Genomic DNA, 15,798 nt, shown 5'->3' with positions numbered 1-15,798 from the left:
ATGGCTAACACAGTTAATACGCTTTCATTCGACGCCATCATCATTGGCGGCGGCGGTGCCGGCATGCGCGCTGCGCTGCAACTGGCCCAGGGCGGTCACAAGACTGCCGTGATCACCAAGGTGTTCCCGACCCGTTCCCACACCGTTTCGGCCCAGGGTGGCATCACTTGCGCCATCGCCTCCGCCGATCCAAACGATGACTGGCGCTGGCACATGTACGATACCGTCAAGGGTTCCGACTATATCGGTGACCAAGACGCTATCGAATACATGTGCTCCGTCGGCCCGGAAGCGGTCTTCGAGCTGGAACACATGGGTCTGCCGTTCTCCCGTACCGAACAGGGCCGCATCTACCAGCGTCCGTTCGGCGGTCAGTCCAAAGACTTCGGTAAGGGTGGCCAGGCCGCTCGTACCTGCGCCGCAGCCGACCGTACCGGTCACGCGCTGTTGCACACCCTGTACCAGGCCAACCTGAAGGCCGGCACCGTATTCCTCAACGAATACTACGGCGTCGACCTGGTGAAGAACGAAGACGGTGCCTTTGTAGGCATGATCGTTATCTGCATCGAAACCGGCGAAACCTCTTACGTGCGGGCTAACGCCACCGTATTGGCCACCGGCGGTGCAGGTCGTATCTACTCGTCCACTACCAACGCCCTGATCAACACCGGTGACGGTATCGGCATGGCCCTGCGTGCAGGCGTCCCGGTACAAGACATCGAAATGTGGCAGTTCCACCCGACCGGCATCGCCGGCGCCGGTGTACTGGTTACAGAAGGTTGCCGTGGTGAAGGTGGTTACCTGATCAACAAGAACGGCGAGCGTTTCATGGAGCGTTATGCTCCGAACGCCAAAGACCTTGCCGGTCGTGACGTTGTAGCCCGTTCCATGGTTAAAGAGATCATCGCCGGTAACGGCTGTGGTCCTGATGGCGACCACGTAATGCTGAAACTCGATCACCTCGGTGAAGAAGTTCTGCACAGTCGTCTGCCAGGCATCATGGAGCTGTCCAAGACCTTTGCCCACGTTGACCCGGCTGTTGCGCCGATCCCGGTTGTTCCAACTTGCCACTATATGATGGGCGGCGTTGCCACCAACATTCATGGCCAGGCGATCACCCAGGACGCCGACGGCGTTGACCAGATCATCCCTGGTCTGTTCGCGGTAGGTGAAGTGGCTTGCGTATCGGTTCACGGTGCCAACCGTCTGGGCGGCAACTCGTTGCTCGACCTGGTGGTATTCGGTCGCGCCGCCGGCCTGTTCCTGGAGCAGACCCTGAAGGAAGGCGTTGATTACGCTCGTCCACGCCAGTCCGACATCGACGCTGCCCTGGCGCGTCTGGATGGCCTGAACTCGCGTACCGACGGCGAAGACGTTGCTTCCCTGCGCAAAGAGCTGCAAAGCTGCATGCAGAACTACTTCGGTGTGTTCCGTACCGGCGAATACATGCAGAAAGGTATTGCCCAGTTGGCTGACCTGCGTAAGCGCATCGCCAACGTCAAGATCAACGATAAGAGCCAGGCGTTCAACACCGCTCGTATCGAAGCCCTTGAGCTGCAAAACCTGCTGGAAGTGGCTGAAGCAACTGCCATCGCTGCAGAAGTTCGCAAAGAGTCCCGCGGCGCTCACGCCCGTGAAGACTTCGAAGAGCGCGACGACGTTAACTGGCTGTGCCACACCCTGTACTTCCCGGGTGACAAGCGCGTAGCTAAGCGTGCCGTGAACTTCTCGCCAAAAACAGTCCCTACGTTTGAACCAATGATTCGGACTTATTAAGGGTGGCCGATATGTTGAAAGTCAGTGTTTATCGCTACAACCCTGATCAGGACGCCGCGCCGTTCATGCAGGAATTCCAGGTCAATACCGGTGGTAAAGACCTGATGGTGCTGGACGTACTGGCCTTGGTTAAAGAGCAGGACGAAGGTTTCTCCTATCGTCGCTCTTGCCGTGAAGGTGTCTGCGGTTCCGACGGCATGAACATCAACGGCAAAAACGGCCTGGCGTGCATCACGCCGCTGTCTGCCGTGGTTAAAGGCAACAAGCTGATCGTTCGTCCACTGCCAGGTTTGCCGGTTATCCGTGACCTGGTCGTCGATATGAGCATCTTCTACAAGCAATACGAAAAGGTTAAGCCATTCCTGCTGAACGACACTCCGGCTCCGGCCATCGAGCGTCTTCAGACTCCGGAAGAGCGCGAGAAGCTGGACGGTCTGTACGAGTGCATCCTGTGCGCTTGCTGCTCGACTTCCTGCCCGTCCTTCTGGTGGAACCCCGACAAGTTCCTGGGCCCAGCTGCCCTGCTGCAAGCGTACCGCTTCCTGGCAGACAGCCGTGATACCAAGACTGCCGAGCGTCTGGCTTCACTGGATGACCCGTTCAGCGTATTCCGCTGCCGCGGGATCATGAACTGCGTCAACGTATGTCCTAAAGGCCTGAACCCGACTAAGGCCATTGGTCACGTACGTAGCATGTTGCTGCAAAGCGGCGTGTAACCGACGTTGTAGTAAAAGCAGGACCGTTGTGCCCGTAGATGCTACGGCGCAGGCTTCAACCGGCGCCGTAGTTTTAACTTGAGCAGCGACTTACAAAGACGCGGCTCTTATTTTGAAGAAATGAGACAAGCAGGGGCATTCGGGTTGGTACCCGAACTATCAGCGTGATCCTAAGTGGCTTGTTTTGGTCGCTGCACTTGGCCTTTTGCAAGCAAACTCGGTGTTTTCGCCGGTGGTGTCCCCAAATCGAGGGTGACCAAGCATGCAAGAAAGCGTGATGCAGCGCATGTGGAACAGCGGCTATCTTTCAGGTGGTAACGCTGCCTATGTGGAAGAGCTTTATGAGCTCTACCTGCACGACCCTAACGCTGTGCCAGAAGAATGGCGCACCAAATTTCAGACGTTGTCTTCAGACGGCAACGCTGCCACCGATGTATCGCACGCAACAATTCGCGATCAGTTCGTGCTGCTGGCAAAGAACCAGCGCCGCGCCCAGCCGGTTTCTGCCGGTAGCGTGAGCAGTGAGCACGAGAAGAAGCAAGTTGAAGTACTGCGACTGATCCAGGCCTACCGTATGCGTGGCCACCAGGCAGCCCAGCTTGACCCGCTGGGGCTGTGGCAGCGTCCTGCACCTGCAGACCTGTCGATCAATCATTACGGCTTGACCAATGCCGATCTTGATACGACCTTCCGTGCCGGCGACCTGTTCATCGGCAAAGAGGAAGCGAGCCTACGCGAAATTCACGAAGCGTTGCAGCAGACATATTGCCGCACCATCGGTGCCGAATTTACGCACATCACTGATTCCGAGCAGCGCCACTGGTTCCAGCACCGTCTTGAAGGCGTGCGTGGTCGCCCGGTGCTGTCTGCGGACGTCAAGAGCCACTTGCTCGAGCGCGTCACAGCAGCGGAAGGCCTGGAAAAATACCTGGGCACCAAATACCCGGGCACCAAGCGTTTCGGCCTGGAAGGCGGCGAAAGCCTGATCCCGATGCTCGACGAGCTGATCCAGCGTTCCGGTTCCTACGGCACCAAGGAAATCGTGATCGGCATGGCCCACCGTGGCCGCTTGAACGTGCTGGTCAACACCTTCGGCAAGAACCCGCGCGAGCTGTTCGACGAGTTCGAAGGCAAGAAGAAGGTCGAGCTGGGTTCCGGTGACGTTAAATACCACCAGGGCTTCTCGTCCAACGTAATGACCACCGGCGGTGAAGTTCACCTGGCCATGGCGTTCAACCCATCCCACCTGGAAATCGTTTCTCCAGTGGTCGAGGGGTCGGTACGTGCTCGCCAGGACCGTCGTAATGACTCCACCGGTGAGAAGGTCCTGCCGATTTCCATCCACGGCGACGCGGCATTCGCCGGTCAGGGCGTGGTCCTGGAAACCTTCCAGATGTCGCAGACTCGCGGCTTCAAGACCGGCGGTACGGTTCACATCGTCATCAACAACCAGGTGGGCTTCACCATCAGCAACCCACTGGACGCACGCTCTACCGAGTACGCGACCGACGTTGCCAAGATGATCCAGGCGCCGATCCTCCATGTGAATGGTGATGATCCGGAAGCCGTGTTGTTCGTGACCCAGTTGGCCATCGATTACCGCATGCAGTTCAAGCGTGACGTGGTCATCGACCTGGTCTGCTACCGTCGTCGCGGTCACAACGAAGCGGATGAGCCTAGCGGCACCCAACCGTTGATGTACCAGCAAATCACCAAGCAGCGCACCACCCGTGAACTGTATGCCGATAGCCTGATCAAGGCCGGCGTGGTGGACGATGCACGTGTTCAGGCGAAGATCGATGAATACCGCAACGCGCTGGATAACGGTCTGCATGTAGTAAAAAGCCTGGTTAAAGAGCCGAACAAAGAGCTGTTCGTCGACTGGCGTCCGTACCTGGGCCACGCCTGGACTGCGCGTCACGACACCTCGTTCGATCTGAAAACCCTGCAGGAACTGTCGGCCAAGCTGCTGGAAATTCCAGACGGTTTCGTCGTACAGCGCCAGGTTGCGAAGATCTACGAAGACCGTCAGAAGATGCAAGCCGGCGGCCTGCCGATCAACTGGGGCTACGCTGAAACCATGGCGTACGCGACCCTGGCGTTCGAAGGTCACCCGATTCGCATGACCGGCCAGGACATCGGCCGCGGTACGTTCTCGCACCGTCACGCTGTGTTGCACAACCAGAAAGACGCGGGTACCTACATCCCGTTGCAGAACCTGTACGAAGGCCAGCCACGTTTCGACCTGTACGATTCGTTCCTGTCCGAAGAAGCCGTACTGGCGTTCGAATACGGTTACTCGACCACCACGCCTCAGGCGCTGGTGATCTGGGAAGCCCAGTTCGGCGACTTCGCCAACGGTGCCCAGGTGGTTATCGACCAGTTCATCACCAGCGGCGAGCACAAGTGGGGCCGTCTGTGCGGTCTGACCATGCTGCTGCCACACGGTTATGAAGGTCAGGGTCCGGAGCACTCCTCGGCCCGTCTGGAGCGTTACCTGCAATTGTGTGCCGAGCACAACATTCAGGTGTGCGTGCCGACTACCCCGGCCCAGATCTACCACTTGCTGCGTCGCCAGGTGATCCGCCCGCTGCGCAAGCCGCTGGTAGTGCTGACCCCGAAATCGCTGTTGCGTCATAAATTGGCCATCTCGACCCTGGAAGATCTGGCGGATGGTTCGTTCCAGACCGTTATTTCAGAAATCGACACCCTGGACGCGGCTAAGGTCACTCGCCTGATCCTGTGCAGCGGCAAGGTTTACTACGACTTGCTGGAAAAACGCCGTAGCGAGGGCCGCGAAGACATCGCCATCGTGCGGATCGAGCAGCTTTACCCGTTCCCGGAAGACGACCTGATGGAGGCCATCGCGCCTTACACCAACCTCACCAACGCGGTGTGGTGTCAGGAAGAACCGATGAACCAGGGCGCTTGGTACAGCAGTCAGCATCATCTGCGTCGCAGCATCGGCAACCACAAACAGGCCCTGGGCCTGGAGTACGCCGGTCGTGATGCTTCTGCTGCACCTGCGTGTGGTTATGCGTCGATGCACGCCGAACAGCAGGAAAAACTGCTGAAAGATGCTTTCACTGTTTAACGCCTTCGCGCTGACTGAAACCGAATTTTAAGGACCCACAGATAATGGCTATCGAAATCAAAGCCCCGTCATTCCCGGAATCGGTTGCCGATGGCACCGTTGCCACCTGGCACAAGAAACCAGGCGAGGCCGTCAAGCGTGACGACCTGATCGTCGACATCGAAACCGACAAGGTCGTGCTCGAAGTGTTGGCTGAAGCTGACGGCGTGCTGGGCGCAATCGTTGCCGAAGAAGGCGCTACCGTTCTGTCGAACCAGGTTCTGGGCTCGATCGAAGAGGGCAGCGCTGCTCCTGCTGCCGCGGCTCCTGCACCGGCCGCTGCTGCTGCCGCAGCTCCAGCTGCTGCACCGGCTGCGGGCGGCGAAGATCCAATCGCTGCACCGGCTGCACGTCAGTTGGCTGATGAAAACGGCATCAACCTGGCTTCCATCAAAGGCACCGGCAAAGATGGCCGTGTGACCAAGGAAGACGTGGTTGCCGCGGTTGAAGCCAAGAAAAACGCTCCAGCTGCCGCGCCTGCCAAGGCGGCTGCCCCGGCTGCCGCTGCTCCTGTGTTCGCCGCTGGCGACCGCACCGAGAAGCGCGTACCGATGACCCGCGTGCGTGCCACCGTGGCCAAGCGCCTGGTTGAAGCACAGTCGAACATGGCGATGCTGACCACGTTCAACGAAGTCGACATGACCGAAGTCATGGCCCTGCGTTCGAAGTACAAAGACCTGTTCGAGAAGTCCCACAACGGCGTGCGCCTGGGCTTCATGTCGTTCTTCGTGAAAGCGGCCACCGAAGCGCTGAAACGCTTCCCGGCAGTCAACGCTTCCATCGACGGCAGCGACATCGTTTACCACGGTTATGCTGACGTCGGCGTTGCCGTGTCCAGCGACCGTGGCCTGGTGGTACCGGTTCTGCGTAACGCCGAACTGATGAGCCTGGCTGAAATCGAAGGCGGCATTGCCAACTTCGGCAAGAAAGCCCGTGACGGCAAACTGACCATCGACGAGATGACCGGTGGTACCTTCACTATCACTAACGGTGGTACTTTCGGTTCGATGATGTCGACTCCGATCGTCAACCCGCCACAAGCTGCGATCCTGGGCATGCACAACATTCTGCAGCGTCCTATGGCGATCAACGGCCAAGTGGTTATCCGCCCGATGATGTACCTGGCGCTGTCGTACGATCACCGCCTGATCGATGGTAAAGAAGCCGTGACTTTCCTGGTGACCATCAAGAACCTGCTGGAAGACCCGGCTCGTCTGCTGCTGGATATCTGATAAAGCGGCGGTGCGCCGCACCACCCGGTCTGCCGCAAGGCAGGCCGGAGTGCGGCTCACGGCTTGAAGCTTTTAGCTAAAGAGGATTTTTTTTCATGTCGCAGAAATTTGACGTTGTAGTGATTGGCGCAGGCCCTGGCGGCTACGTTGCCGCCATCAAGGCCGCACAACTGGGCCTCTCGACTGCTTGCATCGAAAAATACACCGACAAGGAAGGCAAACTGGCTCTGGGCGGTACTTGCCTGAACGTTGGTTGCATTCCTTCCAAGGCGCTGCTGGACAGCTCCTGGAAATTCCACGAAGCGCAAGACGGTTTTGCCATCCACGGCATCAACCATGCTGGCGTGACCATGGACGTGCCAGCAATGGTCGGCCGCAAGGCCAACATCGTTAAAGGCCTGACTTCCGGCGTTGCTACCCTGTTCAAGGCCAACGGCGTTACTTCCCTGCAAGGCCACGGCAAACTGCTGGCCGGCAAGAAAGTTGAAATCACCAAGCCTGACGGTTCGGTAGAAGTCATCGAAGCCGAGAACGTGATCCTGGCTCCAGGTTCGCGTCCAATCGACATTCCACCGGCTCCAGTTGACCAGAACGTGATCGTCGATTCGACCGGCGCCCTGGAATTCCAATCGGTTCCAAAACGTCTGGGCGTGATCGGCGCTGGCGTGATCGGCCTGGAGCTGGGTTCGGTCTGGTCCCGTCTGGGTTCCGAAGTGACCGTGCTGGAAGCCCTGGACACGTTCCTGCTGGCTGCCGACACCGCAGTGTCCAAAGAAGCGTTGAAAACCCTGACCAAACAAGGTCTGGACATCAAGCTGGGCGCTCGCGTTACCGGTTCCAAGGTTAACGGCGAAGAAGTCGTCGTGACCTACACCGACAAGGATGGCGAAAAAACCATCACTTTCGACAAGCTGATCGTAGCCGTTGGTCGCCGTCCAGTGACCACTGATCTGCTGGCTTCCGACAGCGGCGTGAACATCGACGAGCGTGGTTTCATCCACGTTGACGATCACTGCGCTACCACCGTGCCGGGCGTCTACGCCATTGGTGACGTGGTTCGCGGCATGATGCTGGCGCACAAGGCTTCCGAAGAAGGCATCATGGTTGTCGAGCGCATCAAGGGTCACAAGACCCAGATGAACTACGACCTGATCCCATCTGTTATCTACACCCACCCGGAAATTGCATGGGTCGGCAAGAACGAACAGCAGTTGAAAGCTGAAGGCGTTGAAGTTAACGTCGGCACCTTCCCGTTTGCCGCTTCTGGACGTGCCATGGCAGCCAACGACACCGGTGGTTTTGTCAAAGTCATCGCTGATGCCAAGACTGACCGCGTATTGGGCGTCCACGTGATTGGCCCGAGCGCTGCAGAACTGGTTCAGCAAGGCGCAATCGGTATGGAATTCGGCACCAGCGCCGAAGACATCGGCATGATGGTTTTCTCCCATCCGACCCTGTCTGAAGCGCTGCACGAAGCCGCGTTGGCAGTGAATGGCGGCGCCATCCACATCGCCAACAAGAAGAAGCGCTAAGCGAGATAATAAGAAACCACGGCGGTTGCCCGTCGTGAGCCTTGTGCGCAAGACTCACCGCGGAATATCCGCTGGACGCAGTCTTGCGCAGTTTCACCACCCAGGGTTCAGGCCTTTGGTGGTTTGACTGTGCAAGCAGCAGTCACAGGTGGCGCGGCACTCAATAAAGAGCGCAGCGCCGAATGCGCAGTACCTAACGAAGACGGTAATAAGCATGAATCTTCACGAGTATCAGGGTAAGCAGCTGTTCGCTGAGTACGGCCTGCCAGTATCCAAGGGTTACGCAGTAGACACCCCGGAAGCAGCAGCAGAAGCTTGCGACAAAATCGGCGGCACCGAGTGGGTTGTCAAAGCCCAGGTTCACGCTGGTGGTCGCGGTAAAGCGGGCGGCGTTAAGCTGGTTCGCAGCAAAGAAGACGCCAAAGCCTTCGCTCAGCAGTGGCTGGGCAAGCGTCTGGTGACTTACCAGACTGATGCCAATGGCCAGCCAGTCACCAAGATCCTGGTTGAATCGTGCACTGATATCGCTAAAGAGCTGTACCTGGGCGCTGTCGTTGACCGTTCGAGCCGTCGCATCGTGTTCATGGCCTCCACCGAAGGTGGCGTGGACATTGAGAAGATCGCCGAAGAAACCCCAGAAAAAATTCTGAAAGCCACTATCGATCCACTGGTTGGCGCTCAGCCATTCCAGGGTCGCGAGCTGGCATTCCAGTTGGGTCTGGAAGGCAAGCAAGTTGCCCAGTTCGCCAAGATCTTCGTAGGTCTGGCCAAACTGTTCCAGGATCACGATCTGGCCCTGCTGGAAGTGAACCCGCTGGTGATCAAGGCTGACGGCGATCTGCATTGCCTCGACGCCAAGATCAACATCGACGCCAACGCCATGTACCGTCAGCCTAAGCTGAAGACTTTCCACGATCCGTCGCAAGACGATCCGCGCGAAGCGCACGCTGCCAAGTTCGAACTGAACTACGTAGCCCTGGAAGGTAACATCGGTTGCATGGTCAACGGTGCTGGCCTGGCCATGGGTACCATGGACATCGTCAACCTGCATGGCGGCAAACCAGCCAACTTCCTCGACGTAGGCGGTGGTGCCACCAAAGAACGCGTTACCGAAGCGTTCAAGATCATCCTGTCCGACTCCAACGTCGCTGCAGTACTGGTCAACATCTTCGGCGGCATCGTTCGTTGCGACATGATTGCCGAAGGCATCATCGGTGCAGTGAAAGAAGTTGGCGTTAAAATCCCGGTTGTTGTTCGCCTTGAAGGTAACAACGCTGAACTGGGCGCTAAAGTACTGGCAGAAAGCGGTTTGAACATCATCGCTGCTACCAGCCTGACCGACGCTGCTCAACAAGTTGTCAAAGCTGCGGAGGGCAAATAATGAGCGTCCTGATCAATAAAGACACCAAGGTTATCTGCCAGGGTATTACCGGTTCGCAAGGTAGTTTCCACACCCAGCAAGCCATCGAATACGGCACCAAGATGGTCGGTGGCGTTACTCCTGGTAAAGGCGGCACCGAGCACCTGGGTCTGCCAGTGTTCAACACCGTGAAAGAAGCTGTAGCTACCACTGGCGCCACCGCCAGCGTGATCTACGTTCCAGCTCCTTTCTGCAAGGACTCCATCCTGGAAGCAGCATTCGGCGGCATCAAGCTGATCGTTTGCATCACCGAAGGCATTCCTACCCTGGACATGCTGGACGCTAAAGTTAAGTGCGACGAGCTGGGCGTAGTCCTGATCGGCCCTAACTGCCCAGGCGTGATCACTCCAGGCGAATGCAAGATCGGCATCATGCCAGGTCACATTCACTTGCCAGGTAAAGTCGGTATCGTTTCCCGTTCCGGCACCCTGACCTACGAAGCTGTCAAGCAGACTACTGACGCCGGTTTCGGTCAGTCGACTTGCGTCGGCATCGGCGGTGACCCGATCCCAGGTTCGAACTTCATCGACATCCTGAAACTGTTCCAGGAAGACCCAAAGACCGAAGCGATCGTGATGATCGGTGAGATCGGCGGTTCGGCTGAAGAAGAAGCGGCTGCCTACATCAAGGCACACGTGACCAAGCCGGTTGTTTCCTACATCGCTGGTGTGACTGCCCCTGCTGGCAAGCGCATGGGCCATGCTGGCGCAATCATCTCTGGCGGCAAGGGTACTGCAGACGAGAAGTTTGCTGCCCTGGAAGACGCAGGCGTTAAAACCGTGCGTTCGCTGGCAGACATCGGCAAGGCTTTGGCCGAGCTGACTGGTTGGGCTGTCAAGTAAGCCTCGCGCTTAACTGACGCTTCACCACACAAAGGCCACCTTCGGGTGGCCTTTGTGCATTCTGCAGGTTGGTGGAGATCAATATGTGGGAGCATTTCAAAATTTAAATATAAAAACGCGACATAAAAATGTCGCTTATCGGACAGTTCGCCCCGCAACAGTGCGTTTGACCGGCAAATTCGTTAGGCTAGCCGCCTCTTTATGCGTACGCATCCCAAAAGGAAGCCTCGCGCTAGACCGGTCGGTCCCCATCAGGACCGGCAGTATTTCCCTCATCCATAGGGAAGCCCTCTCTAAATTCCGATTCAGTAGTGTGGTATTTCCTCAAATGAAAGTGTTGAAAAGCCAGGACATCCTGGCGTTGGGCTTTATGACCTTTGCCCTGTTCGTGGGCGCCGGCAACATCATCTTCCCGCCTATCGTCGGTTTGCAGTCCGGGCCACATGTCTGGATGGCGGCGCTGGGCTTCCTGATCACCGCGGTCGGTTTGCCGGTGATCACCGTGGTCGCCCTGGCCAAGGTCGGTGGCGGCATGGACGCGTTGAGCAGCCCAATCGGCAAGATCGCCGGTGGCTTGCTGGCAGCGGCTGCCTACCTGGCCGTCGGCCCGTTGTTCGCCACCCCGCGAACCGCGACCGTGTCGTTTGAAGTGGGCCTGGCGCCGCTGACTGGTGAAAGCCCGCTGGCGCTGTTCCTCTACAGCTCGGTGTACTTCCTGTTGGTGTTCTTCATCTCCCTGTACCCAGGCCGTCTGCTGGATACCGTCGGTCGCTTCCTGGCGCCGTTGAAGATCATCGCCCTGGCCGTATTGGGCATCGCTGCCTTTGCCTTGCCGGCTGGTGACGTGGGTGTCGCTACCCCTGAATATGTCGCGGCACCGTTCTCCCAGGGCTTTATCAATGGTTACCTGACCATGGATACCCTCGGCGCCCTGGTGTTCGGCATCGTGATCGTCAACGCGATTCGCTCCCGTGGCGTTGAGTCGCCGAAGCTGATTACCCGCTACGCGATCATTGCCGGGCTGATTGCCGGCGTGGGCCTGGCCCTGGTGTACATCAGCCTGTTCCGCCTCGGTTCGGGCAGCCATGAAGTGGCCGCCGGTGCCGCCAATGGCGCCGCCGTGCTGCACGCTTACGTCCAGCACACCTTCGGCTCCCTGGGCAGCGGCTTCCTCGCCGTGCTGATTTCCCTGGCGTGCCTGGTGACCGCTGTAGGCCTGACCTGCGCCTGCGCCGAGTACTTCAGCCGTGTGTTGCCGCTGTCCTACAAGACCCTCGTAGTGATCCTGGCGGTGTTCTCGCTGTTTGTGTCCAATCTGGGCCTGACCAAGCTGATCGCCTTCTCGATCCCGGTACTGACCGCGATCTACCCGCCGTGCATCGTGCTGGTGGCCCTGAGCTTCTGTAAGGACTTCTGGCAGGAGCAGGGCCGGATCGTCGGCCCGGTGATGCTGGTGTCGTTCATCTTCGGCTGCATTGATGCGCTGAAGGGCGCTGGCCTGGCAGACTGGATGCCATCGCAACTGGCTCACCTGCCGCTGAGCGAGCAGGGCCTGGCGTGGCTGGTGCCTTCGGTGATGACCCTGGTCGTTGCGGTAGTGGTTGACCGTCTTCTGGGCAAGCGTAGCGAAGCGATCGCTTAACGCCTCTGGTCCTGCCGTAATCGAAAAGCCCCGGAACAAATGCTCCGGGGCTTTTTTATGCGCGGTGTCAGGACAAGCTGCCTGTTTCAGGGGATCGGGAGTTTGCTCTTTGTCGAACCCACTCCCATGTTTTTCAAATATTCCTGGGCAGGCTTCAAATCGCTTTGTTTAGGTAGATAGTGTCCAGATACATTGGAAAGGTGGGTTTTTCCCATGCGGTCTTTCCTTATGTAGCCTGCGCTGATCACCTGTTCTGATTGACCAGTGCCAGCGCCGATTTCCGCAATGGCAGGGTGGGATAACCATTTTGGCGGCACACCTTTGTCGATATTGCCGACGATCAGTTGCTTGTCTTGCGTGAAGACGAACTTGCTGACGGTATTGGGCTTAGATACAACGTTCAGGTCCTCCGGCTTTGTGATCGACACCAGTTCCGCTCGGGGAGCTCTGGTGTTCAATGCCCCGCCGGCCAGATGTTTCTCGGCATTCAGGTCACGAGCTTTGGTATTGGCCAACACTGGAAGTGTTTTTTGAGACGACGACGTTGATTGCCAACTGCCGGCATTGGAAGAGCTGCTTGGAGACAGTAAGTTTTCAGGCAGTTTGACGTCTCTCTGCAAAGCAGTTGGCGCCCTGAACACCGGGCGCAACGGTGTTTTTCGAAGCAGCGGGAAACCTGACGCCGCCATGGCAAAGTCCGAATAGACAGCGCCCCATCGGCCCGGCTGGGTAAGTAGTTTAGGCAAGCTTCGGCCGGGAACGCGCAGGGCTTTTAAGGCGGCTTTGGAGAGCCTGTTGACGGCGGAAACTCCTTTGGTGACAGGGATCAGGTCCAGTATTAACGTTGCCACTTCACCGGCAAATACCAACTGGTTGGTAGCGCTTTGGGCCGCTACTTCAGTGCTCGTGGTGAACTGGGCACCGGCTTTGGCTGCGACCAGGGCCACGTTTTGCGCGTAGAGATGGTCGCCGAGGGAGCCTTTGATCGGTTTGAGTGCAATACCGGCTTCATGGTCGACTGCCAGCTGCTTCAGAATCATGCTGACCGGGTGTATGAATAGTTTGTCGTGAGTCGAGTACTTGTCAGCCGGCGAGACCCGGCGGTCCATATAGGTTTGCCACTCGGGCTTGGCCAGCAAAGCGTGAAGCTGGCCTTGGCTGACTATTTCCCTGAAGACACGTCCGTCGGGAGCGTCCGGGCTGTATAGCACCAACGATGGATGGTCGATCGGCTTGATGACCAGCATGCCTTGAATCGGCTTTCCATCCCTGATGACACTATGGGAGATGATTGAGGATCCATTCACAACGGGCCATTTTGTGGGATCTGTATGCTCTATCGTTGCGTTGATCCACTGTTCTGCGTTTTTTTGCCTGTTCAGATAGGCTTCCGGGTCCAGGGAGGTCAATAAAGCGTCCTTGGCCAGGCTCGCCCGTTGGTTTTGCTGCCGGGCACTGCGCAATGCGGCGGCCTCTCCCGATGTGGCACTCGGGTCCAGCTTTTCACCGAGCAAGGTCAGGTATTTGCCACCCACATCGGTGGGCTTGATCAGTTCCTCAAGCCACTGCGTATCCAGCGTTATGCGTTTTCCGTCTGCACCGGCCACGTGCGCTTTCCAGGTTGTCTGGGTCGACAGTAGTGGAGAGCCAGCGTCCCAGGCCGAGGTGTTCCTGAGGGCCAGATCGGTCAGCGATATCATTTCGGTGGCAGGAGGCAAAGCGACACTAGGAAGCGCAGTCAGCCCAAGGTGGACGGTTTTTTCTCTCGTTACCCAGACCATGAGCTTGTCGGGGTCGATGTCCTCCTTCGGGTATCGCTTTTGTAATTTGTCTTTCAGTGCCTGAACCAGCAATTCTTTTGCAAAATGTCCCAGGGAGGGAAGCTTCTCCAGCAGCGGTTTCAGGCGGGCAAAACTCGACTGCTCTGCCTGCTCCAGGTCCCGGTAGTGTGCTTCCTGCCCTGGGGTCAGTTCTTTGAGCCATGGCGGCTGGAGCTTTTCCATTAATTTTTCGTTGCGTGCGAGCATGGCATTGCTGCCATCAAAGTGCAGCGACAGGTCGGCGGCGTCATTGATATCCGTGACGATTGCGGGATCGAGCACGTTCCCGGTGCCTGCTTGGTCAGGCGCGGCGGTGAAGGCGTACTGCAGCGTTTCCTTGACCTCGTCTGCCTGGCGTTTCATCAACAGCGGCAATGCCTGGGCCACCACGTCCCCCGATACGGGAGCGAATCCCAACATCAAGTCATTCCCCCATTGTGGATTGCGACTGTGCTGCACCGACAGCGGCAAACTTTTCAGCAGCACGCTGGCTTTCTCGTCATCGTCATTGATCCGGTGTAACAAAGCTTCACGGGCATCAGCCGGGGTCGCGAACTCTTCGAAACCGTCGCAGGGGGTGTAAAGCACAACCGGTCCGTTAGGTGCGTCGAGCGCGATAGTCCGGATGTCCGTTGCTGTGTACGGCGCGTCAGCCGACGACCCGTCTTTACTGGTGATAAGGAAGCAACCGGCTAAAAGCGCACCATTGGGGGTGTTGTCATCGATCCTGATGGGGTACACCCCCGGCCGACTGCCTGATGCAAATGCACCTTCGCGTGCTGCAAGGGTGGGAAACTGAAACGCGGCGTCGACCAGTTGTTTGGCAGGATGGCTAAGTGTTCCATCCTCAACGCGGAGCGCCGCCTCGGTGGAGAGCATCTGCCGGTGCAAGGCCAGCAACTGCTCTTGTCGCGGCGCTTGGAGGCCGTGGCCTGAGGGTGGTTTTTTCCAATAGCTGCTGAGTGCGATGGGCAGCCGGGTCGCAATGTTCCGGGCGATCGTGAGCAATGAACATCGGGGTTCGAGCTTGCGCTGAGCACCACCGTGTGGCGCATCGATATAAAAAGCGGCCTCGGTTTCTTTGTCAGGCGAACCTGTGAGCGCGTTCAGGTTCACTTCCATGATCTTGTCAAACAGTGCCTGGGACAGCGTTTGGCGGTCTCCTTCGGGCTGTTGCCGGTAGGTTTTGACGTGAATTGAATTCGGATCAATTGATTCGAACTCGGGAAAGGCTTTTTTCAACTGGGCCTGAATAAACCGATGGAATGTCGTTTGGTGGCTTAGCAGTTCTGTGATCTGTTTGTTCAGTTTCGTGTGCTGGTCAATCAATTGGGATTGGACGGTGGTTGTGGCAGGGCGGTTGGTATCCGCGACGACAGGTGCTATGCCGCGCACAGTGGGCGCGACGAAATCATTGTGATTCAAGCCCGCTGGATGAGGCTGCGTAACGGGTCGCGATGACGGCTGAGCGGGCGCCGTCGGTTTGCTGATGGGCGGCGGGGCAACGGGTGGGGTGGATGCCGGACTGGAGAGCTGGGAGGGGGCGAGCATGGTGGTTCTATCTCTGAAGTAGCATGGCATTCCCTTCTATTCCAGCGATGGCGGAGCTCCGTACCCTCGGGGCGTCAATTGAGTGATTCAAAGTGTGGGGCTGGTTCCTTGGGCTGATTAAGGCTTAGTCCGAT

9 protein-coding genes are annotated in these 15,798 nt (G+C 57.8%); 8 read left to right on the top strand and 1 reads right to left on the bottom strand.

Annotation, left to right across the window (positions count from 1 at the left end):
* The 8 genes from sdhA to brnQ all read left to right on the top strand — a co-directional run bounded on the left by sdhA (nucleotide 1) and on the right by brnQ (nucleotide 12,293).
* Nucleotides 1-1,776, top strand: a complete 1,776-nt coding sequence (gene sdhA, locus HBJ59_RS11335) for a succinate dehydrogenase flavoprotein subunit (RefSeq protein WP_076015223.1) — start codon at nucleotides 1-3, stop codon at nucleotides 1,774-1,776.
* Between the two features lie 11 nt (nucleotides 1,777-1,787).
* Nucleotides 1,788-2,492 carry a succinate dehydrogenase iron-sulfur subunit gene (locus HBJ59_RS11330; protein WP_076015224.1) on the top strand — a complete coding sequence of 235 codons (705 nt, stop codon included), beginning with the start codon at nucleotides 1,788-1,790 and terminating at the stop codon, nucleotides 2,490-2,492.
* Nucleotides 2,493-2,754: 262 nt separating this feature from the next.
* Nucleotides 2,755-5,586: a 2-oxoglutarate dehydrogenase E1 component gene (locus tag HBJ59_RS11325; RefSeq protein ID WP_167663600.1), complete on the top strand. Its 2,832-nt coding sequence runs from the start codon at nucleotides 2,755-2,757 to the stop codon at nucleotides 5,584-5,586.
* A gap of 44 nt (nucleotides 5,587-5,630) precedes the next feature.
* A complete protein-coding gene (gene odhB, locus HBJ59_RS11320; protein ID WP_076015226.1) occupies nucleotides 5,631-6,857 on the top strand; it encodes a 2-oxoglutarate dehydrogenase complex dihydrolipoyllysine-residue succinyltransferase in 1,227 nt (408 codons plus the stop codon).
* A gap of 95 nt (nucleotides 6,858-6,952) precedes the next feature.
* On the top strand, nucleotides 6,953-8,389 hold the full coding sequence (gene lpdA / locus HBJ59_RS11315) for a dihydrolipoyl dehydrogenase (protein ID WP_076015227.1): 1,437 nt from the start codon (nucleotides 6,953-6,955) through the stop codon (nucleotides 8,387-8,389).
* A gap of 214 nt (nucleotides 8,390-8,603) precedes the next feature.
* Nucleotides 8,604-9,770, top strand: a complete 1,167-nt coding sequence (gene sucC / locus HBJ59_RS11310) for an ADP-forming succinate--CoA ligase subunit beta (RefSeq protein WP_003210567.1) — start codon at nucleotides 8,604-8,606, stop codon at nucleotides 9,768-9,770.
* Nucleotides 9,770-10,651, top strand: a complete 882-nt coding sequence (sucD, locus tag HBJ59_RS11305) for a succinate--CoA ligase subunit alpha (protein WP_076015228.1) — start codon at nucleotides 9,770-9,772, stop codon at nucleotides 10,649-10,651. Before sucC ends, sucD begins: the two co-directional genes overlap by 1 nt.
* Before the next feature lie 328 nt (nucleotides 10,652-10,979).
* Nucleotides 10,980-12,293 carry a branched-chain amino acid transport system II carrier protein gene (gene brnQ, locus HBJ59_RS11300; RefSeq protein ID WP_167663599.1) on the top strand — a complete coding sequence of 438 codons (1,314 nt, stop codon included), beginning with the start codon at nucleotides 10,980-10,982 and terminating at the stop codon, nucleotides 12,291-12,293.
* Nucleotides 12,294-12,379: 86 nt separating this feature from the next.
* Here brnQ and HBJ59_RS11295 read toward each other — a convergent pair whose 3' ends face one another.
* Complete coding sequence (locus tag HBJ59_RS11295; RefSeq protein ID WP_167663597.1) at nucleotides 12,380-15,664, bottom strand: dermonecrotic toxin domain-containing protein; 3,285 nt, start codon at nucleotides 15,662-15,664, stop codon at nucleotides 12,380-12,382.
* Nucleotides 15,665-15,798 lie beyond the last annotated feature (134 nt).

The sequence above is a fragment of the Pseudomonas sp. AN3A02 genome (assembly GCF_011765255.1).
GTDB lineage: Bacteria > Pseudomonadota > Gammaproteobacteria > Pseudomonadales > Pseudomonadaceae > Aquipseudomonas.
This window is presented reverse-complemented; position numbering and strand designations above follow the sequence as displayed.